At 72.8% G+C, this 19,187-nt stretch carries 22 protein-coding genes, 1 pseudogene and 1 riboswitch; of the genes and pseudogenes, 13 read left to right on the top strand and 10 right to left on the bottom strand.

The features are described from left to right. The first annotated feature begins 140 nt into the window (after nt 1-140). Entirely contained in the window at nt 141-449 is a 309-nt protein-coding gene (locus tag AB0A95_RS05205; protein WP_088986628.1) for a WXG100 family type VII secretion target, read from the top strand. Between the two features lie 25 nt (nt 450-474). Further along, entirely contained in the window at nt 475-753 is a 279-nt protein-coding gene (locus AB0A95_RS05200; protein WP_357072537.1) for a WXG100 family type VII secretion target, read from the top strand. Between the two features lie 126 nt (nt 754-879). On the opposite strand, the gene mycP is transcribed toward AB0A95_RS05200, so the two are convergent. Continuing rightward, nucleotides 880-2,121, bottom strand: a complete 1,242-nt coding sequence (gene mycP / locus AB0A95_RS05195) for a type VII secretion-associated serine protease mycosin (RefSeq protein ID WP_357554364.1) — start codon at nt 2,119-2,121, stop codon at nt 880-882. Nucleotides 2,122-2,171: 50 nt separating this feature from the next. Further along, entirely contained in the window at nt 2,172-2,507 is a 336-nt protein-coding gene (locus AB0A95_RS05190; RefSeq protein ID WP_357554362.1) for a helix-turn-helix domain-containing protein, read from the bottom strand. Nucleotides 2,508-2,747: 240 nt separating this feature from the next. Between AB0A95_RS05190 and AB0A95_RS05185 the strand changes: the two genes are divergently transcribed. Beyond that, nucleotides 2,748-3,455 carry a carbonic anhydrase gene (locus AB0A95_RS05185; protein ID WP_357554500.1) on the top strand — a complete coding sequence of 236 codons (708 nt, stop codon included), beginning with the start codon at nt 2,748-2,750 and terminating at the stop codon, nt 3,453-3,455. A 57-nt stretch (nt 3,456-3,512) separates the two neighbouring features. On the opposite strand, the gene AB0A95_RS05180 is transcribed toward AB0A95_RS05185, so the two are convergent. The 3 genes from AB0A95_RS05180 to AB0A95_RS05170 form a co-directional block, all read right to left on the bottom strand. Next, nucleotides 3,513-4,532: a hypothetical protein gene (locus tag AB0A95_RS05180; RefSeq protein WP_357554360.1), complete on the bottom strand. Its 1,020-nt coding sequence runs from the start codon at nt 4,530-4,532 to the stop codon at nt 3,513-3,515. Between the two features lie 4 nt (nt 4,533-4,536). Continuing rightward, nucleotides 4,537-4,667: riboswitch (cyclic di-AMP (ydaO/yuaA leader) on the bottom strand. Nucleotides 4,668-4,833: 166 nt separating this feature from the next. After that, nucleotides 4,834-6,204: a YibE/F family protein gene (locus AB0A95_RS05175; RefSeq protein ID WP_357554358.1), complete on the bottom strand. Its 1,371-nt coding sequence runs from the start codon at nt 6,202-6,204 to the stop codon at nt 4,834-4,836. Between the two features lie 302 nt (nt 6,205-6,506). After that, nucleotides 6,507-6,803: a metal-sensitive transcriptional regulator gene (locus AB0A95_RS05170; RefSeq protein WP_357554357.1), complete on the bottom strand. Its 297-nt coding sequence runs from the start codon at nt 6,801-6,803 to the stop codon at nt 6,507-6,509. Between the two features lie 95 nt (nt 6,804-6,898). Here AB0A95_RS05170 and AB0A95_RS05165 point away from each other — a divergent pair, with 95 nt between their 5' ends. The 7 genes from AB0A95_RS05165 (at nt 6,899) to AB0A95_RS05135 (ending at nt 12,925) form a co-directional block, all read left to right on the top strand. Further along, entirely contained in the window at nt 6,899-7,108 is a 210-nt protein-coding gene (locus AB0A95_RS05165; RefSeq protein WP_357554355.1) for a copper ion binding protein, read from the top strand. A 14-nt stretch (nt 7,109-7,122) separates the two neighbouring features. Further along, nucleotides 7,123-8,064 carry a hypothetical protein gene (locus AB0A95_RS05160; RefSeq protein ID WP_357554499.1) on the top strand — a complete coding sequence of 314 codons (942 nt, stop codon included), beginning with the start codon at nt 7,123-7,125 and terminating at the stop codon, nt 8,062-8,064. Between the two features lie 13 nt (nt 8,065-8,077). Then, complete coding sequence (locus AB0A95_RS05155) at nt 8,078-10,330, top strand: heavy metal translocating P-type ATPase (protein ID WP_357554353.1); 2,253 nt, start codon at nt 8,078-8,080, stop codon at nt 10,328-10,330. A 74-nt stretch (nt 10,331-10,404) separates the two neighbouring features. Beyond that, nucleotides 10,405-10,578 (top strand): CsbD family protein, encoded by a 174-nt coding sequence (locus AB0A95_RS05150; protein WP_110564605.1) that lies wholly within the window; start codon nt 10,405-10,407, stop codon nt 10,576-10,578. Nucleotides 10,579-10,742: 164 nt separating this feature from the next. Continuing rightward, nucleotides 10,743-11,090 (top strand): helix-turn-helix domain-containing protein, encoded by a 348-nt coding sequence (locus tag AB0A95_RS05145; protein WP_357554351.1) that lies wholly within the window; start codon nt 10,743-10,745, stop codon nt 11,088-11,090. Continuing rightward, on the top strand, nt 11,087-11,356 hold the full coding sequence (locus AB0A95_RS05140) for a hypothetical protein (RefSeq protein WP_357554350.1): 270 nt from the start codon (nt 11,087-11,089) through the stop codon (nt 11,354-11,356). Before AB0A95_RS05145 ends, AB0A95_RS05140 begins: the two co-directional genes overlap by 4 nt. Nucleotides 11,357-11,476: 120 nt before the next feature. Next, nucleotides 11,477-12,925 carry an alpha/beta hydrolase gene (locus AB0A95_RS05135; RefSeq protein WP_357554348.1) on the top strand — a complete coding sequence of 483 codons (1,449 nt, stop codon included), beginning with the start codon at nt 11,477-11,479 and terminating at the stop codon, nt 12,923-12,925. 24 nt (nt 12,926-12,949) lie between these two features. Here the strand turns inward: AB0A95_RS05135 and AB0A95_RS05130 are convergent, their stop codons facing one another. The 3 genes from AB0A95_RS05130 to AB0A95_RS05120 all read right to left on the bottom strand — a co-directional run bounded on the left by AB0A95_RS05130 (nt 12,950) and on the right by AB0A95_RS05120 (nt 16,050). Continuing rightward, nucleotides 12,950-14,227 carry a DUF6596 domain-containing protein gene (locus tag AB0A95_RS05130; protein ID WP_357554346.1) on the bottom strand — a complete coding sequence of 426 codons (1,278 nt, stop codon included), beginning with the start codon at nt 14,225-14,227 and terminating at the stop codon, nt 12,950-12,952. Beyond that, nucleotides 14,224-14,580 carry a YciI family protein gene (locus AB0A95_RS05125; RefSeq protein ID WP_357554498.1) on the bottom strand — a complete coding sequence of 119 codons (357 nt, stop codon included), beginning with the start codon at nt 14,578-14,580 and terminating at the stop codon, nt 14,224-14,226. Before AB0A95_RS05125 ends, AB0A95_RS05130 begins: the two co-directional genes overlap by 4 nt. 207 nt (nt 14,581-14,787) lie before the next feature. After that, on the bottom strand, nt 14,788-16,050 hold the full coding sequence (locus tag AB0A95_RS05120; protein WP_357554345.1) for a DUF2786 domain-containing protein: 1,263 nt from the start codon (nt 16,048-16,050) through the stop codon (nt 14,788-14,790). Nucleotides 16,051-16,396: 346 nt separating this feature from the next. Here AB0A95_RS05120 and AB0A95_RS05115 point away from each other — a divergent pair, with 346 nt between their 5' ends. The 3 genes and pseudogenes from AB0A95_RS05115 (at nt 16,397) to AB0A95_RS05105 (ending at nt 17,698) form a co-directional block, all read left to right on the top strand. Next, nucleotides 16,397-16,879 (top strand): DUF2243 domain-containing protein, encoded by a 483-nt coding sequence (locus AB0A95_RS05115; RefSeq protein ID WP_357554344.1) that lies wholly within the window; start codon nt 16,397-16,399, stop codon nt 16,877-16,879. Beyond that, nucleotides 16,876-17,220, top strand: a pseudogene (locus AB0A95_RS05110) (cytochrome c oxidase assembly protein); the annotation flags it as partial. The gene AB0A95_RS05115 and the pseudogene AB0A95_RS05110, both read left to right, overlap by 4 nt. Before the next feature lie 79 nt (nt 17,221-17,299). Further along, entirely contained in the window at nt 17,300-17,698 is a 399-nt protein-coding gene (locus AB0A95_RS05105) for a cytochrome c oxidase assembly protein (RefSeq protein ID WP_357554342.1), read from the top strand. Here the strand turns inward: AB0A95_RS05105 and AB0A95_RS05100 are convergent, their stop codons facing one another. Together AB0A95_RS05100 and AB0A95_RS05095 are read right to left on the bottom strand one after the other, a co-directional pair. Beyond that, nucleotides 17,699-17,965, bottom strand: coding sequence for a hypothetical protein (locus tag AB0A95_RS05100; protein ID WP_357554340.1), 267 nt, complete (start codon nt 17,963-17,965; stop codon nt 17,699-17,701). Nucleotides 17,966-18,054: 89 nt separating this feature from the next. Further along, the gene (locus AB0A95_RS05095; RefSeq protein ID WP_357554339.1) at nt 18,055-19,143 is read right to left on the bottom strand and encodes a CaiB/BaiF CoA-transferase family protein; all 1,089 of its coding nucleotides are present in this window, start codon (nt 19,141-19,143) and stop codon (nt 18,055-18,057) included. Between the last annotated feature and the right edge of the window lie 44 nt (nt 19,144-19,187).

Raw genomic sequence — 19,187 nt, 5'->3', positions numbered from 1 at the left:
GGCTCCGGCCAGGGCTGCGAGGGCTGGCCGTATTCCGCTACGGTCTTCACTGGAGTGTCCGTCGGTGGGGTGTTGCTGCCTTGCCGCGGGGGAGGGGTGCGGCAAAGCCGCCACCACAACATGACGGAAGGGTGTGAAGCATGGCGTTCGAGGTCGAAGCTGCGACTCTGCATACCGCCGCGAGTGACGTGCGGTCCACGCGCAGCGAGGTCGACGGCGAGCTCAAGAAGCTGTGGAACGTTGTCGACGACCTGGCCATGGCGTGGAAGGGTCAGGCGTCCACGGGCTTCCAGTCGCTGATGACGCGCTGGAACGAGGACACCGTCAAACTGCTGACGGCGATGGACAACATCGCTGACCTGCTCGACAAGTCGGGTACGACGCATCAGGTCAACGACGAAGAGCAGCAGCAGATGCTGGACAAGTTCCACTCTGCTCTCAACCCGTGATCCGTAGGCAGCAGAGGGGGAAATCGTGACGATCAAGGTTGACTACGCGGTCCTCGAGAGCAGCAATCAGCAGATGCAGGCCATCTCGAAGACGCTTGAGGAAAAGCTCGACACGCTTCGGGCGATGCTGACCAAGCTCCACTGGGACGGCGAGGACCGGGTTGCCTACGAGCAGCACCAGGCGAAGTGGGATGCGGCGGTTGGGGACATCAACCGAATCCTGAACGAGATCGGCGGTGCCGTCGGCATCGCCCGGGAAAACTACCTCACCACGGAGATGAGCAACTCCAAGGTGTGGAGCTGACGCATTCCGCGATGCGGCTCCGGTCCGGTTCACCCGGGCCGGAGCCGCATTGTCTCTGTGGTGCCCGTGTCGCGGCGGCAGCGGGCCGACGTGTGCCGGCCCCGTCGCCGGCCACCATCCACCAGGTCAGCTGGCCGCCGGTGCGTCGGGGCGTCGGCCCGGGCGCCAGTCGCGTTTGCGGCCCCGGGCCACGATCGGTCGTGCGATCAGCAGCAGCACGGTGAGCAGCCCGCCGACCGCCGCGGCCCAGATCGCGGCGGTGCGCTGCCAGCCCAGGGGGTCGTCGTGCGCGACGGGCGCCGGGAGCGCGGCGGCGGGCGGGTTCTCCCGGGTGCCCAGCAGGCTCGACACCGCCCGGTACGGGTTGACCACGCCGTAACCGATGTCGGCGTTGTGGCCCCCCGGTGGGTTGTCCGCAGTGCGTTCCAGCCGTTCGGCGACCTGCCGCGGGGTGAGACCGGGGTAGGCGGCCCGGACCAGCGCGGCCACCCCCGAGACGTACGCGGCGGCGAAGCTGGTGCCGCCGGTCGGCTCGGCGCGGTAGCCGGAGCCCTGGGGCGCCGGCCCGACGATGTTCAACCCCGGTGCGGCGATGTCGACGTAGTCGCCGCTGATCGAGCTGCCGACGTGACCGCCCTGCTCGTCCACTCCGCCGACGGCGATGACCCCGGGGTACGCGGCCGGGTATCCCGGCCGGTCCTGCTGATTTTCCACCCGGTTGCCGGCGGCGGCGACGAGCACCACCTGCTTGGCCAGCGCACGCTCGACCGCGGCCGTCAGCTCGGGACCGGGAATTGTCGTGAGGGACAGGTTGATCACGTCGGCGCCCTGCTCGACAGCCCAGTCGATAGCCGCGGCGATCTGCACCGGAAGCTGCGCGTCCCGGGTGTCCCTGAGGTCCGGCAGGACCCGGATCGGCAGGATGCGGGCCGCCGGGGCGACCCCGCTGAACGGGGCGCCGGTGCCCTCCCGGCCAGCGATGATGCCGGCGATCATGGTGCCGTGCCCGACCAGGTCGCACTGGCCCTGGTTGGCCGCCAGGCCGTTGAAGTCGCGACCCTCCAGCACCTGGCCCGCCAGGAGCGGGTGGACGGCGGAGACCCCGGAATCGATGACTGCCACCGTCACGCCGGCGCCCCGGGACAGCGGCCACGCCGCGGACGGCTCCAGTCGGCGCAGCGCCCACGGCATCGCCGTCAGGCCCTCCTCGCTGACCGGACCGCAGGCGGGCAGTGCCGCCCGTGCGGGTGCGGGTGCCACGAGTGCGGTGCCGAGCAGGGCAGCCAGGGCCGCGCTGAGGACACCGCGAGCGGCACGGCCACTGCGGCGGAACGGGTTGGTCGCGCTCAACGGGGGGCATTCGCGCACTCGCAGAGATTACCGCTGTGCCCCGCCGGGCAGCGGCCCGGCAACGCGGGTCAGGCCTGCGGGTCGACCTCCGTGGTGGGCGCTTCGGCGAACAGCGCGAGCAGGTCGCCGACCTGACGGTAGGCCTCGGCGGGGTGCCGGAACCGACCGGACGGGTTGAGGGTGTATTCGTTGCGCCGCCCCACGCGGGTGCGGTGCAGGTACCCGCCCGCCTCCAGGTCGGCGACGATCGCCTGCGCGGCCCGTTCGGTCACGCCGACCTCGGCCGCGACGTCGCGTAGCCGGGCGGTGGGGTCGCGGGCGATGGCCAGCAGGACGTGCCCGTGGTTGGTGAGGAACGTCCAGTTCCGCCCGCCGCCGGTGTCGCCCGTCGCAGTGCTCGCCATGTGTGACCGCCTTTCCGGATGTCCGCCCCGCCCCGGAAGTCTCGCCCGCCCTGCCCCCGGTGCGTCGCCCAGGGGTCGACCCGAAGTCAACGTATGAAATGTAAATCACGCATACCTTGACGCATCTTACGGTGCGTGTGACGGTGGAGCCCGAGCCAGCGCCCGCCGCCGGCCCGGCTGACAAGCCGGTTGACCAGGTCAAACGCGTGAATACGAGGTGCGGGGATGAGTCTTCCCGGAATGTCTGGCGGGCAGCCGGGTCCGCAGCGGACCACCGACCGGGCGTCCGCGATCAGCGATCCGGCGCAGGCGTACGCCGAGCTGACCGCCGGAAACCGGCGCTTCGTCAGCGGCGCCCCGCGCCACCCCAACCAGGACGCCGGGCGCCGGGCGGCGGTGGCCGACGGGCAGCACCCGTTCGCGGTGATCGTCGGCTGCTCCGACTCCCGCCTGGCCGCCGAGATCATCTTTGACCGGGGGCTTGGTGACCTGTTCGTGGTCCGCACGGCCGGGCACACCGCCGGTCCGGAGGTGCTGGGCAGCGTGGAGTACGCGGTGACAGTCCTCGGCACCCCGCTGGTGGTGGTGCTCGGCCACGACTCGTGTGGGGCGGTGCAGGCGGCGCGGGAGTCCGCGGCGACCGGCACGCAGCCTCCCGGGCACCTGGGCGCGGTGGTCGATGCCGTGCTGCCCAGTCTGTCCCGGGCCCGTAGCGAGGGTGTGGAGGACATCGACGGCATCGTCGACATCCACATCGCGCAGACCGTCGAGACGCTGCTCGGGCAGTCGCCCGTGCTGGCCGACGAGGTGGCGCAGGGGCGGTGCGCGGTGGTGGGTGTGTCGTACCGGCTCGCCGCCGGCGTCGTACGCCCGGTGGCGGCGGTGCCGGCCGGCTTCGCGACGCCCGACGTGCCGACCGGGTCACCGGACCCGGCCGCGGCCGCCTGACACGTCGAGGGCCGCCCCGCGCGAGGCGGAGCGGCCCTCGACGGAGGATCCGGTGGGTCAGAGCAGTGACATGTGGACGTGGTCGGTGTGGTCCGACGGCCCGCTGTACGATTTCCAGCCGCTCGCCGGGAACCAGATCTGCCGGTTCCAGATCACGTAGTAGATGCCGAGCCGGTCGGCGTTACGGATGAGGAACGCGGCGACGTTGTTGCCGTACGTCCGGGTGTCCTCGTTGTGCCAGGGTGCGAAGCCGCTCTTCTGTAGCGACCAGTCGCAGGCGCGGCCCTTCGGGTGCTCCCACGGCCCGCCGGGGCGGTAGCAGCCGACGAACCGGTTGAAGCCGGCCCGCTTGACCTCCTTGTACGCGTGCAGCGTCCGCGGCGTGATGCAGCCGGACGTGGTCGGATCGTTCTCGCTGCACGACTGCGCCTTCCAGTCACCGTCGGCGGTGCGGCCCGGCCCGATCTTGGCGACCGGCGAGGTGGCGTCCACCAGGCCGCCGGTGAAGCCCTTGCCGCCGACCAGGGAGAGCGCCTTGTCGGCCTCGTTCTTCCGCTTGGCCATCACGGCGGTCTGCTTCTGCTGCTCGCGAACCTCGGTGTCGAGGGCCAGCTTGGCCTCCTCGGCACGGGCCTTTGCCGCGTTGACCTCGGCGAGCTTGTTCTCGTTCACCATGTTGATCTCGTCGAGCATCGCGGCGCGCTGGACGAAGGTGTCGGGAGCGTCGCTTTCGAGCAGCATCGCGAGCGCGCCGATCCGACCGGTCCGGTACGACTGGGCGGCGATCTGCCCGACCTGTGGTGCCAACGCGTCCAGGTCGGCCTTGGCCCGGTCCACCTCCCGCGCCAGCTCAAGCTGCCGCTTCTTGGACTTGTCCAGTTTGGACTTGGCGGCGGAGTAGTCGCGGTTGGCCTGCTCGATGACGTCGTTGAGCAGCTTCGGCTCGCCGTCCTCCTCGTGCCCGGACGGTGTCGGGGTCGTCGGGGCGGCGTGGGCCGGCTGGGGCCCGGCGAGCACTGTCAGTGCGGCGATCACGGCCACCACGGGTGTCAACCAGCGGCGTAGGGGTGCCGTCACAATGTTCCCTTCCGTCGACCGCCGACCGGGTTAGCTGACGGGTTCGGGGCGGAAGTGGCCCCTACCGCTGACGCGGATTCACCCCACGTACCTGGGTCCCCGGCTCGCCGGTTGGCGATTGGGCGGTGGCCCCGCAGGCGCCGCTTCGCGCCTTCATCGGTAACCGGCAGCGAGGTTACCCGAGAGTGGACTGGGTGAGCTACGCCTGGATACCGACCAAAAGTGTCATTTCGCCATTGCGCTGGGTGATCAGTGACGCGGTTCTCAGGGTGGAGACCCGATCTGGTCACGCTGAGGAGTGTCACCATGTCGTTTCCGTGCTCCTGTTCGAATCCGGCCACCCGTCGATGGCCGTGGATGGGGGCGGGGTCCGCGTCTGGTCCGGCTCGTTGGTCCGAGAGGTTCGCGGTGAGCTGAGGGCGGCCATCGCCTCCGCCGGGTCCGGCTCCGGTGGTCGCCGGGCGGCGTCGGCGGGCGGTGTGGCATCGGCCCGCCCGGCGGCGGTGACGATCGCGGCCAGCCCGGTGGTCAGTGGCACGGCGGCGATCAGACCGAGCGTGGCGACCGCGCTGCGGACGATCTCCTGCGCGAGGAACTCACTGGTGAGGATCTGCCCGATCGGTCGTGCGTCGGCGGTGAGCAGGAGGAGCAGGGGCAGCGACGCGCCCGCGTACGCCAGCACGATGGTGTTGACAGTGGAGGCGATGTGCGCACGGCCCACCCGGGTCGCGGCACGGTACAGCTGCAACCGGGTCAGCCCGGGGTTGGCGTGCGCCAGCTCGGTGACGGTGGCCGCCTGGGTGACCGTCACGTCGTCGAGCACCCCGAGCGATCCGATGATGATCCCGGCGAGCAGCAGGCCGTGCAGGTCCACGTCGGCCTGGAACATCGACAGTGTCGTCGCGTCCTCGCTGCCGAAGCCGGTGAGGTGGGTCGCGGCCGTGGCGATGGTGGCCAACACACCGGTCAGCACCAGGCTGCCCAGGGTGCCCAGCACCGCCACCGAGGTCTGTGCGGTGACGCCGTGCGTCAGATAGAGCACCACGAACATGATCAGGGCCGCGCCGACCACCGCCACCAGGAGGGGTGATCCGCCGGCGGCGATGGCCGGCAGCACGAACGTGAGCAGGATGGCGAAGCTGGCCGCCAGCCCGGCGAGCGCGGCCAGACCCCGCCAGCGGCCGAACGCGACGATCGCCGCGGCGAAGATCACCGCCAGCCACAGCAGCGGGGTGCCGCGCTGGTGCTCGGCGATGTTCCAGTTGCTGGTGGCGGGGTCGGTGGGATCGGTCAGCTCGACGAGGATGACCTCGTCGCCGACCTCGACCCGTGGCGCGCCGGGTCCGTCGGGGATCGGTGTCCGTACCTGTTGACCGGCGGTCGGCCCGTCGTCCACCCGGACGTCGACGGTGCCGCACGGCCCGCCGCCGACCCGGGGTGTGCCCTCCGGGCTCGACGGCAGCGGCGGGCACGGCTCGGTCACCACCCGGGTCACCGTGCCGCCGTAGCGCGGCACGTCCGCCCCGCCGTCGGTCTGCGGTGTCCCGCCGCGCGGCCAGAGCAGCGCCGCGGCGAGCACCGTGGCGACGAAGAGGGGCGCCACCGTCACGACGAGGAGCCGCCGCACCCGGGGCGGGGCGGGCGGAGCGGAACGGGTGTGGTCGGAACCCAAGACGAGACTCCCAACGATCCGGTGCGGGATACGTGTCAGTGCGCCGGTCGGTTCATCCGCACCGTGGAATCGTGGCGCGAGACGCGGCGGATCGCTGACCGGCGACCACCTGATCACTGATGGCCAGTGCCCGGCCCCGGCGGTCAGCGGCGACGCCACGGCGTGGCGACGCCGGTGCCCGTTCGCGCAGCGGCATGCGGGGGGTCATCGAGGGGAATGCTAACCAGCCCGGCTCGGGGGCGCAGGTCGTGGCGGGGTGTCGTCGGTGCGGGGCCGCGTGCCGGCGTCGGGGTGCGGGGCGGTCAGCCGCGCTTCATCAGCCGGCCGACGGCCGCCATCATCTCGGTGGCCATCTCGTCGGCCCGCCCCTCGGCGGCCCCCTCGTGCATGCAGTGCCGGGCGTGTCCGTCGAGCAGCCCCAGCGCCACCTTGTCGAGGGCGGCCTGGATCGCGGAGATCTGGGTGAGCACGTCGATGCAGTAGCGGTCGTCGTCGACCATCTTCTCGATGCCGCGGACCTGGCCCTCGACTCGGCGGAGCCGCGCGAGCAGCTGGTCCTTGCTGGCGGTGTACCCGCGGATCGGGGTGGATGCGGTCATGCCGACCAGGATAGCGTACCCCCTGGGGGTATGGTACGGTCGCTCCTGGATGTGATACCCCCACCGGGTACCGGTAACGACAAGGAGACGATCCGATGGTGAACACGACGTTCCAGGTGCAGGGCATGACCTGTGGGCACTGCGTCAGCGCGGTGAGCGCCGAGGTCGGCGCCATCGCTGGCGTGCGTGACGTCCAGGTCGACCTCGCGACCGGGCAGGTCAGCGTGAGCAGTGAGCAGCCGCTGGACGTGCGGGTCGTCCGGGCCGCCGTCGACGAGGCCGGCTACGACCTCGTCGACGCGTGAGCGCGGGGGCCGGCATGCGTACCGTGCCGAGGCTTGCCGGGTTCGCTGTCGGCCTCGCGGCGGTCTTCGGCGCCACCTACGGGGTCGGCCGAGCGGTCGACCGCACCCCGGTCGTCGAGGGCCGGCACGACGGCGACGCCGTCCACGCGACTGAAGAACGCGGCGAGCCGGCCGCCCGGATTCCCGGTGGGCTGCTCGTCTCCGACCGCGGCTACACCCTCGACCTGGTCGACGCCCCGGCCGACCAGTTCGCCTTCCGGGTCACCGGTCCGGACGGCCAGCCGGTGACCCGGTACGACGTGGCGCAGGACAGGCGGATGCACCTGATCGTGGCCCGCCGGGACCTGTCCGGTTTCCGGCACGTGCACCCCGACCTGGCCGCGGACGGCACCTGGCGGGTCGGCACACCGCTGGCCGGCCCCGGGCAGTGGCGGGCGTTCGCCGACTTCACCCCGACCGGGGGTGAGCCGCTGACGCTCGGCGTGGACGTGACGGTCCCCGGTGCGCTGAGCGAGCGACCGCTGCCGGCTCCGGCGACAAGCACCACGGTCGACGGCTACACGGTCACCCTGACCGGCGTGCCGCAGCCCGGCCGCACCGCGGCGCTCACCCTCACCGTGAGCCGGGACGGGCGGCCGGTCACCGACCTGGAGCCCTACCAGGGCGCGTACGGGCACCTGGTGGCACTGCGCCGGGGTGACCTCGCGTACCTGCACGTGCGCCCGGACGGGACGCCGGGCGACGGGCGGACCCGACCCGGCCCGGCCGTCACCTTCCTCGCCGACGTGCCCTCGGCCGGCAGCTATCGGCTCTACCTCGACTTCCGGCACGGCGGGGCGGTGCACACCGCCGAGTTCACGGTCGTGACCGGCACCCCGCCGGCCGGGAGCGACCCGAGCGGACCCGAGCCAAGCGGGGGTGCCGACCACGGCACCCCCGGGCGCGGGCACAACTGACGGGACGACGACGATGACCACCACCAGCAGCCCGCTGCCCGAGGCGCCCAACCGGATCGAGTTGGCGATCGGCGGGATGACCTGCGCCGCCTGTGCCGCCCGGATCGAGAAGAAACTCAACCGGATGGACGGGGTGAGCGCCGCCGTCAACTACGCCACCGAGAAGGCGTCCGTCCGGTACGCCGACGGCGTCACACCGGACGACCTGATCGAGACCGTGCGGAAGACCGGGTACACGGCGGCGCTGCCGGCCCCGCCGACGGCCGAGGAGCCGGCGGATCCGCTGCGCGGCCCGCGTACCCGGCTCTGGGTCTCGGTGGCCCTCAGCGTGCCGGTGGTCCTGCTGGCGATGGTCCCGGCCTGGCAGTTCGACTACTGGCAGTGGCTGTCGCTGACCCTGGCCGCCCCGGTGGTGGTCTGGGGTGGGCTGCCGTTCCACAGGGCCGCCTGGACCAACCTGCGCCACGGCGCGGCGACGATGGACACGCTGGTGTCGCTCGGCACGCTTGCCGCGTTCGGCTGGTCGCTCTGGGCGCTCTTCCTCGGTGACGCCGGCCTGCCCGGGATGACGCACCCGTTCCGCTTCGCCATCACCCGCAGCGACGGTGCCGGCAACATCTACCTGGAGGCGGCCGCCGGGGTGACGGTGTTCATCCTGGCCGGTCGCTACTTCGAGGCCCGGTCCAAGCGGACCGCCGGTGCGGCGCTGCGCGCCCTGCTCGCGCTCGGCGCCAGGGAGGTGGCGGTGCTGCGCGACGGGGTGGAGACCCTGATCCCGGTGGATCGGCTCGTCGTCGGCGACCGGTTCGTGGTCCGACCCGGTGAGAAGATCGCCACCGACGGGGTGGTCGAGGAGGGCACCTCCGCCGTCGACGCCAGCATGCTCACCGGTGAGTCGGTGCCGGTCGAGGTCGGCCCGGGTGACGGTGTGGTCGGCGCCACCATCAACGCTGGCGGACGGCTGATCGTCAGTGCCACCCGGGTCGGCGCGGACACCCAGCTCGCCCGAATGGCCGACCTGGTCGAGCAGGCGCAGAGCGGCAAGGCGGCCGTGCAGCGGCTGGCGGACCGGATCTCCGGTGTCTTCGTGCCGATCGTCATCACCCTGGCCGTCGGCACGCTCGGTTGGTGGCTCGGCACCGGTGCCGGCCCGACCGCCGCGTTCACCGCCGCCGTCGCCGTGTTGATCATCGCCTGCCCCTGCGCGCTCGGCCTGGCCACCCCGACCGCGCTGCTCGTCGGCACCGGTCGAGGCGCCCAACTGGGTGTGCTGATCAAGGGGCCGGAGGTGCTGGAGTCCACCCGCCGGGTGGACACCGTGGTGCTGGACAAGACCGGCACCGTGACGACCGGCCGGATGACACTGGTGGACGTGGTGCCGGCGAGTGGCGAGGAGCGGGCCGAGCTGCTCCGGCTCGCCGGGGCGGTGGAGGCCGCCTCCGAGCACCCGATCGCCCGAGCGGTCGCGGCGGGTGCGGGCGAGGCGGGGTCGCTGCCCCCGGTGACGGGCTTCCGCAACCTCGAAGGGCTGGGCGTGACAGGCACTGTCGACGGGCGGGCCGTGCTCGTCGGTCGGGCCCGGCTGCTGCGCGAGCGCGAGATCGAGGTGCCGCCGGAGGTCGAGTCGGCCGTCGGCGCCGCGGAGGCCGCCGGCCGTACGGCGATCGTCGCGGGCTGGGACGGGCGGGCCCGGGGTGTGCTCGCGGTCGCCGACGTGGTCCGGCCGACCAGCCGGGCGGCGGTGGCCCGGCTGCGGGCGCTGGGGCTCACCCCGATCCTGCTGACCGGGGACAACACCACTGTGGCCCGCGCGATCGCCGCCGAGGTGGGCATCGACGAGGTGATCGCCGAGGTGCTGCCGGCCGGCAAGGTCGACGTGGTCAAGCGGCTCCAGGCGCGGGGGCGCTCGGTGGCGATGGTCGGTGACGGGGTCAACGACGCGCCGGCGCTGGCCCAGGCCGACCTGGGGTTGGCCATGGGCACCGGCACCGACGTCGCGATCGAGGCGTCCGACCTCACCCTCGTCCGGGGCGACCTGGACGCCGCCGTGGACGCCATCCGCCTGTCCCGACGCACGCTCGGCATCATCAGGGGCAACCTGTTCTGGGCGTTCGGCTACAACGTGGCGGCCCTGCCGCTGGCCGCCGCCGGGCTGCTCAACCCGATGATCGCCGGTGCCACGATGGCGTTGTCCTCGGTCTTCGTGGTGGCCAACAGTCTGCGGCTGCGCCGGTTCCGACCGGCGGCGGGCGATCGCGGACTGTGACGGCGGTAATGGTTGGACCGCCGACGGTGGGGGTACTGGTCCTGTCGTAGCGACGCTTGCAATGGAGGTTGGCAATGGGTATCGACGACAAGATCAACAACGCCACCGAGGACGCGGCCGGCAAGCTGAAGGAAGGCGCTGGTCGCGCCACCGATAACGAGCAGCTCGAGGCCGAGGGTCGCGCGGACCAGTCCACGGCCAAGCTCAAGCAGGCCGGCGAGAAGATCAAGGACGCCTTCAAGAGCTGACGTACGACGTAACCCGCACGCCGGGCCGGTGATCATTCACCGGCCCGGCGTGTCTGTCTGTCCGGGCTCGGTCGCGACCCTGAGAACCCCCTGATTCCGTCCTCGGTCCGTATCACCGCGCGGGCATACCTGCTAGCTTCTCTTTGCATGTGCGAGGGCCGGTTGTGAGCAGTGCTCCATCGCCGATCGGCGACGACCTGGTCCGGGTGCTGGCCTCGTTGGCCAACCCGCACCGGCTGCGAATCGTCGCCGCGCTGGCCCGCGAGCGTGCCTACGTCAGCGGGTTGGCCCGGCAACTGGGCATCAGCCGAGCGCTGTTGCAGGTCCACCTACGGAAGCTGGCGGCGGCCGGGCTGGTCACCGCGAGCCTGGAGTTGTCGGAGGACGGGAAGGCCATGAACTACTACGAGGTGCAGCCGTTCGTGCTCACCCTCACCCCCGAGATCATCGCGGCGGCGGTCGAGACGCTGACCGTGCCCGACTCGGCCGAGCAACCAGGAGCGGACCGATGAGCGAGCACGACTGGACCGAGGTGGTCGGCGCGATCGGCATCTTCGCCTTCCTGGTCAGCGTGGCCACGGTGACCATCGTGCAGCTCGCCAAGACCCGGCGGGCCCGGTACGAGGCGGCCCGCGCGGACGACTACCGCCAGCTCGCCGAGACGGCCGCCCGGGCGCAGGCGGAGAACGCCCGACTGCTCGCGGCGATGGACGGCCGGCTCGCCGGGATGGAGACCCGGATGACAGGTGTCGAACGCGTCCTGGTCGAGGTCGACTGACCGCTGCCGAAGGCCCCGGGCCGTCGAGCGGCTACTCGACGGCCCGGGTGGAAGCAGCATCACCTCGCCCACTGGGCGAGTTTCACCGGCAACGCTCCTTCGAGGAGAGGACAGCACCTCATGCTGCGCGTACGCAAATCCGCGGTCGGCTGGGCGGTCGCCCTGGCCCTCACGGCCGCCGGCCTGACCCCGGCGAGCCCGGCCGCCGCCCACCCCACGATCGACTGGCAGCCGTGCGCCGCCGACGACTCCGCCGAGTGCGGCACCCTGTCGCTACCGGTCGACTGGGACCGACCCCGGGGAGAGCACTTCGCCCTGGCCCTGGCCCGCCGGGTCGCCAAGCCCGCCACTCGCGAGGGCACGCTGGTCTTCGGGCCCGGCGGCCCGGGTGACAGCGGCGTCGACCGGGTGGTCAACGGCAGCTCCCGGTTCAGCGCCGACCTGCGCCGCCGGTTCGACATCGTCAGCTTCGACCCGCGCGGCACCGGCGGCAGCCACCCGGTGGTCTGCTCCCGGGCCCTGCTCGCCCAGCAGCCGCAACTGATCGCCGACCAGGCCCAGTTCGACGCCACGCTGGCCGGCAACGCGCTGCTGCGGGCCGACTGCCGGGCCCGCACCGGGCCGCTCTACGACCACGTGGACACCATCAGCGCCGCCCGCGACCTGGACGCGATCCGCGCCGCGCTCGGCGAGCGGCAGTTGACCTTCCACGGCAGCTCGTACGGCACCCTGCTCGGTGAGCAGTACGCCGAACTGTTCCCACACCGGGTCCGGGCCATGGTGTTGGAGGCCGCGGTGGACCACGGCGTCGGCACCCGCGCGTTCCTGGACACCCAGGCCGTCACCTCGCAGGACGCGTTCGACGAGTTCGTCGCCTGGTGTGACAGGTCCGCCGCCTGCGCGCTGCACGGCCGGGACTTCGGGGCCATCTGGGAGGGGCTGCGCGCCCGGGCCGAGGCCGGCACGCTCACCGACCCGAAACGGCCCGGGGTCGTGCTGACCCCGTTCGAGTTGAGCCGGCTCACCCACCGGGAGTTCTACGACACCTGGCGGTGGCCGGGGCTCGCCGAGTGGCTGGAAGACATGGGAGCCCCAGCCACCGGGCGAAGCGCCGGACCGTCGACCGGCGACGCCGTGGCGGCGTACCCCTTCGCGGTCTTCTGCCAGGACTGGAGCCTGCCCGTCCGTGACTACCGGGAGTACGACGAACACCTGCGCCGGGTGGCCCGGCTCGCGCCCGACCTGCGGTATCCGACGGCGGTGTTCGCCCTCGCGACCTGCCTGGGCACCCCGACGCCGGTCGCCAACCCGCAGCACCGCCTGCGGGTACGCACCGAGGTGCCGCTGCTGGTCGCCGCCACCGTGCACGACCCGGCCAGCGGGTACAACTGGGCCACTAACGTGGCGCGGCAGTTGGGCCGGCACGGCGTGCTGCTCACCTACGAAGGGTGGGGGCACGGCAGCTACACCACCAGCCCGTGTGTCGAGCGGGCCGTCGACGCCTACCTGATCGACCAGAAGGTGCCGGCCCGGGGCACCACCTGCCCGGCCGTCGACCCCGACGTGTGACAGCGCCGCCGCCGGCCGCCAGGGTCAGAGCTGCCCGGCGGTCGGCGGCTGTCGCGCTCCGGCCAGTCGAGCGGCCTTCAGCTCCAGATATCGCTGCTCGGGCCGGCTCGTGGTGCCCCGGGCCGCCGCCAGGTACGCGTCCCGCGCCGCACCGGCCTCCCCGGCCAACTCCAACAGGTGCGCCCGGACGGCGGCGAGCCGGTGGTGCCCGGCAGTGCGGTCGTCGGCGTCCAGGGACGTGAGCAGGGCCAGCCCGGCCCGAGGCCCGTCCACCATGGCAACCGCCACCGCCTGGTTGAGGGTGACAAGCGGGTTCGGTGCGATCCGGGCCAGCAGCCGGTAGAGGGCGACGATCTGCCGCCAGTCGGTCTCCGCGGCCGTCGGCGCCTCGGCGTGCACGGCGGCGATCGCGGCCTGGAGTTGGTACGGGCCGGGCGGCGACCAGGTCAACGCGTCGGTGATCAACGCGATCCCCTCCGCGCTGGCGGCGGCGTCCCACCGGCTGCGGTCCTGCTCGGCGAGGGGCACCAGCTCCCCGTCCGGGCCGAGCCGGGCCGCCCGGTGCGCGTCGGTGAGCAGCATCAGCGCCAGCAGCCCGGTCACCTCGCCGTCGTCGGGCAGCAGCCCGTGCAGGACGCGCGTCAACCGGATCGCCTCCCCGGTCAGCTCGGCCCGGTGCAGGTCCGGACCACTGGACGCGGTGTAGCCCTCGTTGAAGATCAGGTAGAGCACCCGGAGCACCGTGCGCAGCCGCTCCTCCCGCTCGGCCGGCCCGGGCATGGTGAACCGGGCCCCGGCAGCCTCGATCCGCTGCTTCGCCCGGCGGATCCGTTGACTCATCGTCGCCTCCGGCAGCAGGTGCGCCCGGGCGATCTGGGCGGTGCTGAGACCGCCGACCGCCCGCAGGGTGAGCGCCACCTGAGCCGAACCGGTCAGCGCCGGGTGGCAGCAGAGGAACAGCAGGGTGAAAGTGTCGTCGGCGTCCGCCGCCGCGGGCTCCGCGTCGGCCGCCGGCGCCACCGCGGCGTACGCCGGCTCGCGCAGCGCCACCGCCAGCTCGCGGTCCCGGCGGGCGCTCTCGCTGCGCCACTCGTCGGTGAGCCGGCGGGTGGCCACGGTGAGCAGCCACCCGCGCGGACTGTCCGGTACGCCCTGCGTCGGCCACTGTGTCGCGGCGGCGAGCAGCGCCTCCTGGACCGCGTCCTCGCACCTGTCGAACTGGCCGTGCCGGCGGACCAGCAGGCCGAGGACCTGCGGCGCGACAGTGCGCAGCAGATCCTCGACCGTCCGGTCGTCCGTCACATCTCCGCTCCGGACTCGTCCATGATCGGGCGGACCTCCATGGCGCCACCGAAGCGCACGTCCGGCCAGCGGGCGGCGATCTCGGCGGCCCGCTGCGGGCTGTCGCAGTCGACCGACAGGTAGCCGGCGAACTGCTCCTTGCTCTCCATGAACGGCCCGTCGATGACCTCGGCCCGGCCGTCGACGGCCCGGACCGTCAACGTCTGCGACGGGTTGGCCAGCGCCTGGCCGCCGATCAACTCGCCGGTCTCGGTCAACTCCTTCATGATCTCGTCGACCTCACCGAACAGGGCGGTGCGGTCCTGCTCGGAAAGCTCCTCGGTGAAGCCGGGCCGGTTCCAGATCAGCAGCATGTACTTCACGGCGACGCTCCTCAGGCTCTTGTCACCCCCCGGTCGGGGCGCGACTCACCGGAGGGTCGGAGCCGACAACCCGATCCCTACGGCGTACCGAAGGAAATCGCAGATATCTCCCCCGGCGGCGGTCCCACGCCGCATGGCTCAGCGCCGATCGGGTCGGCGCGAGGTGGCTCAGCGCCGATCGGGTCGGCGCGAGGTGCCTCAGCGCCGATTGGGTCGGCCGGGCACCTGGCGGGGCTTGCGTCCGCCGCCGACGTCGAGCGACGCCTGGTCGGCGGCCGACGTGCCCGACGACCAGCCCTCGGCGTCGCGAACGCTGAGTCGGTGCCGGGTGACGCCGGGGAAGAGCGTGTCCAGCCGCTCCCGGACCGCCTCGCCCCGGGCGGCGAGCACCGGCAGCAGCCGCTCCGCCCCGGCCGTCTCGGCAGTTGCCCGGTCCGCCGCGTCGGTGGCCGCGTCGGTGGCCGCGCGCAACCGCTCGCCGATCCGCAGCGCGAACGCGTTGAGGAACGACTCGTCCCAGACCTTCGTCCGCCGCCCCGACCCCGGCCGCCGCTCGGCCCGACCCCGCAACATGGCGGCGGTGGCCTGCACCAGCAGCGAGGTGTAGAGCAACTCCACCGCCACCAGGTCGGCCGGCCAGCCCAGCACTGTGGCGAAGCCGAGATCGTCGGACCAGACCGCCTCGCACCTGTTCGCCGCCGCCACCTCCTGCACCAGCAGTGCCTTCGCGCCCGCGTACGGGGTGTCGGTGCTCAGGCGTACCCCGCCGGGCACGTCGCCGCGCTCCGACCCGGCGGCCAGCAACGCCTCGTCGATGCTGTGTCGGGCGATCAACTCCTGCGCCTTGCCGGTCAGCGCCTCCGCCTCCGCCGGGAAGGTCGTCGACTCGGCCTTGGCCAGCAGCGCCCGTACCCGGTCCAGCATCGGCGACCCGCTGCGCCCCGTACCGGCCGACCGGGCGGTCACCGCCCCGCTCGACCCGGGTGGCGGGCGCAGCACCGCGATCGGCGGCAGGCTCTCCACGAGCGCGAGGACGTCCACGGCCGCGCGGAGCGCGTCGACCCGGTCCAGCGCCTCCCGCGCGGACCAGCCGGACAGCACCTTCTCGTCGTCCGCCCGCGGCTCGGCGGCCAACGCCCGCAACTGTTCGTCGAACCAGGCCGGGACCGGATCCGACTGCGCGTGCCGCTGTACTGCCATCGCGTCGCGGACCAGTCGCGCCGCGCGGCCGTCGAGTCGCCGCGCGGTGATCCGGTCCACGTCGACCGGCTGCCAGCCGCGCGGCCAGAGCCGCGCCAGGCCACGGACCAGGCGACGCAGCAGCGCCGCGTCCACCGCCGTGGTGCCGTCCGCCGCGCCGGTGCCGACAATCAGCTGGTCCAGCTGCCGTTCGGCCTGCCGTACGTCGGTGCCGCGCACCGCCGCGAGTGCGTTGGCGACGAGTTCGTCCGCGTCCGGCACGGGCACCTCCTTCTCGGGTTCCGCTGCCGGCGAGGCTGCCGACCCGCCCCAGCTCCATGATCATGCCGCGCGAGGCTCCGGAGACACGAAACGGGGATGTTGCCGCCGGCTGCGCCCGCCGCGCCCGCCGCGCCCGCCGCCCGCCGCGCCCGCCGCCCGCCGCGCCCGCCGCGCGCTTGATCAACACGGGTTCCTTGAAAGCGGGGCATCCCATCGGGCTGGACACCCCGATTTTCCTGAACTCGTGTTGACCTTGGCGGGGGCGGATCGCCACGCCGGCTCCGGTGGCGGTTATTCGTCGAATTTGGGGTATTTTGGGGCTTGGCTGGCGGATGTGAGGTGTGTGGTGGTCGGTTCGAGCCTGCCGAGTGGGCGCACCGCCGACGTGCCGGACGTACGTGCCTCGGCGCTCACCGGCGTCCTGATCGGCATCGCGATCATGGCGGCGGTGGACGAGATCGTCTTCCACCAGCTGCTGGGCTGGCACCACTTCTACGACCGGTCGACCCCCATGGTGGCGCTGCTCTCGGACGGGCTGCTGCACGCCGCCGAGGTGATCGCCCTGGTCGGTGGGTTGTTCTGGTTCGCCGACCTGCGCCGGCGGCACGCCCTGTCGGCCCGGCTCGCCGGGGGTGGCTTCCTCCTCGGCGCCGGAGGGTTCCAGCTCTTCGACGGGCTGATCGACCACAAGGTGCTGCGGCTGCACCAGATCCGTTACGGGGTGCACCTCGTACCGTACGACGTGGTGTGGAACGTGGCGGGCGCGGCGCTGCTGCTGGCCGGTGCCCTGCTGCTCTGGCACGTCCGGTCGAGCGAGCGCCGCCGATGACGGTGGCCGTGCCGCCCGCGTTCGCGCACGGTGGGCACGCGACGGGTGGGCCGGCCTGGCTTCCGCTGTTCCCTGTCGCGTTGCTGGCCGGCGGCTACCTGCTGGCCGCCGTGCGTGACCCCCGGGGTTGGGACCATCGGCGTACCGCCGCCTGGCTGGTTGGGTGCGGAACGCTGGCGGCGGCCGTCGGGCCGTTGGCCCAATTCCCCGGCGACCCGCGCCGGCACATGGCGCAGCATCTGCTGCTCGGCATGCTGGCCCCGCTCGGGCTGGTGCTCGGTGCCCCGGTGACCCTGCTGCTGCGGGTCGCACCGACACCGGTACGCCGGACGGTGGGCCGGTTGCTGCGCGCCCGCCCGCTGCACCTGATCGCGCACCCGGTCACCGCGGCGCTGCTCGGCACGGGTCAGGCTGGCGCTGGTGCTGCTCACCCCGCTGTACGCGGCGGCCGGGCGGCAGCCCGTGCTGCACCACGCCGTACACCTGCACTACCTGGCCGCCGGCTACCTCTTCGCCTGGTCCCTGGCCGGGCCGGACCCGGCGCCGCGCCGGCCGGGGCTGGCGGTACGGGTCGGCGCGTTGCTCGGTGCGGCGGCCGGCCACGCCGTGCTGGCCAAGTACCTGTACGCCCAGGCCGGCACCCTCCCGCCCGGCCTCGGCAACCCGGATCCGGAGGCGTTCCGCGCCGCCGCCCAGCTCATGTACTACGGCGGCGACCTGGCGGAACTCCTGCTGGCGATCGCCCTCTTCGCCACCTGGTACCACCACCACCCGCACCGCCGCAGTCCGTTGACCAGGAGGTTTGCGCAAAGCTCCTGATCAGCGCGACCGGAGGGCGGTGGAGAGGCCCTGGAGGAACGCGCGGATGCTCTCCTCGCTGTGCCGGGTTTCGATCGCGTCGTTGAGCGGGACCTCCGAGCGCAGCGCCTGGTCCAGCGCGTCCAGCGTCGCGGCCCGGTCGCCCGGGTAGCGCCCCTCGATCACGCCACTGGCGACCCAGGCCACCACCGAGTCGTCAAGCACCTGCTCGAACTGGATTCCGTAGAGGATTCCGTTGATGTGGCCCTTCCACAGGTCCGTGGCCATGCTCGTCGACTCCCTGGCAGAAATGGCTGCCGTCCCGGCTGGGATCGGCTCTGCCGAGCGTGCCACCACTTTCCGAGAGCGCGGACCCGTCAGGTCCGTCGTGGCCAGGTGTCGAGAATCTCCGCCGCCGGCCGGATGTCCCGTTCCGGGTCCGGCGCCGGGGTTGGTTGATCGGTGGGCGTCCGGTCGAAGCGGGGGGCCGGGGCCGGTTGGATCTCGCCGCCGACCTCGACGAACGTGCCCCGGGCAGCGTTGTGCGGATGCCCATGCGCCTCGCCGGGGGCGAGCACCGGCGCGACGCAGGCGTCCAGGTCGGTGAAGACCGCCGTCCACTCGTCCCGGGTCCGCTCGGCGAACCGTTCGGTGAAGCGCCGGCGCAGCTCGTCCCAGCCGCTCGGGTCGTACTGGGCGGGCAGGTCCGGGTCGTCGGCGAGGTCGAGACCGCTGAGGAGTACGGCGTAGAAGGCCGGTTCCATCGCGCCGACGGCCATGAACCCACCGTCGGCGGTGGCGTACGTGTCGTAGAACGGCGCTCCACCGTCGAACAGGTTGCGCCCGCGCGGCGCGGACCACAGGCCACTGCCGAGCAGCCCGTGCAGGAACGACGTGAGCAACGCCGACCCGTCCACCATCGCCGCGTCGACCACCTGGCCGACGCCGGAGCGTTCCCGTTCCAACAGTGCGGCCAACACGCCGACGGCGAGCAGCATGCCGCCGCCGGCGAAGTCGGCGAGGAGGTTCATCGGCGCGTACGGGCGCTCACCGACCCGACCCAGTGGCTCCAACGCCCCCGCCACCGCGATGTAGTCGATGTCGTGCCCGGCGCGCGCCGCCAGCGGGCCGTCCTGACCCCAGCCGGTCATCCGCGCGTACACCAGCCGGGGGTTGCGGGCCTGGCAGACCTCCGGGCCGAAGCCGAGCCGTTCGGCGACCCCCGGCCGGTACGCCTCGACGAGCACGTCCGCCCGGTCGACGAGGCGCAGCAGGTCGGCCACGCCGGCCGAAGATTTCAAATCCAGTGCGGTCACCCGCCGGCCGCGCTGCAACGGCCCACCGGTCGGCGCGGCCAGCCGCCCCGCACCCGGGCCTCCCGGCCGGTCCACCCGCACCACGTCCGCGCCGAGGTCGGCGAGCACCATGCAGCCGAACGGCGCCGGCGCGAGGCTGGCCAACTCCACGACCCGAACCCCGGCCAACGGCCCGCCACGCGCCCGCCCGCTGT

This window comes from Micromonospora sp. NPDC049230 (assembly GCF_040647875.1).
Lineage (GTDB): Bacteria > Actinomycetota > Actinomycetes > Mycobacteriales > Micromonosporaceae > Micromonospora.
Note: the sequence above shows the minus strand (reverse complement) of the source record. Positions and strands in the feature narration are given on the sequence as shown.

Excerpts from the sequence above, each read along its gene's own strand:
- AB0A95_RS05205 (WP_088986628.1), top strand. The coding sequence starts at position 141 with ATGGCGTTCGAGGTCGAAGCTGCGACTCTGCATACCGCCGCGAGTGAC.
- AB0A95_RS05190 (WP_357554362.1), bottom strand. The coding sequence starts at position 2,507 with ATGGCGAGCACTGCGACGGGCGACACCGGCGGCGGGCGGAACTGGACG.
- AB0A95_RS05185 (WP_357554500.1), top strand. The coding sequence starts at position 2,748 with ATGTCTGGCGGGCAGCCGGGTCCGCAGCGGACCACCGACCGGGCGTCC.
- AB0A95_RS05170 (WP_357554357.1), bottom strand. The coding sequence starts at position 6,803 with ATGACCGCATCCACCCCGATCCGCGGGTACACCGCCAGCAAGGACCAG.
- AB0A95_RS05165 (WP_357554355.1), top strand. The coding sequence starts at position 6,899 with ATGGTGAACACGACGTTCCAGGTGCAGGGCATGACCTGTGGGCACTGC.
- AB0A95_RS05160 (WP_357554499.1), top strand. The coding sequence starts at position 7,123 with ATGCGTACCGTGCCGAGGCTTGCCGGGTTCGCTGTCGGCCTCGCGGCG.
- AB0A95_RS05155 (WP_357554353.1), top strand. The coding sequence starts at position 8,078 with ATGACCACCACCAGCAGCCCGCTGCCCGAGGCGCCCAACCGGATCGAG.
- AB0A95_RS05150 (WP_110564605.1), top strand. The coding sequence starts at position 10,405 with ATGGGTATCGACGACAAGATCAACAACGCCACCGAGGACGCGGCCGGC.
- AB0A95_RS05140 (WP_357554350.1), top strand. The coding sequence starts at position 11,087 with ATGAGCGAGCACGACTGGACCGAGGTGGTCGGCGCGATCGGCATCTTC.
- AB0A95_RS05135 (WP_357554348.1), top strand. The coding sequence starts at position 11,477 with ATGCTGCGCGTACGCAAATCCGCGGTCGGCTGGGCGGTCGCCCTGGCC.
- AB0A95_RS05125 (WP_357554498.1), bottom strand. The coding sequence starts at position 14,580 with ATGCTGCTGATCTGGAACCGGCCCGGCTTCACCGAGGAGCTTTCCGAG.
- AB0A95_RS05100 (WP_357554340.1), bottom strand. The coding sequence starts at position 17,965 with ATGGCCACGGACCTGTGGAAGGGCCACATCAACGGAATCCTCTACGGA.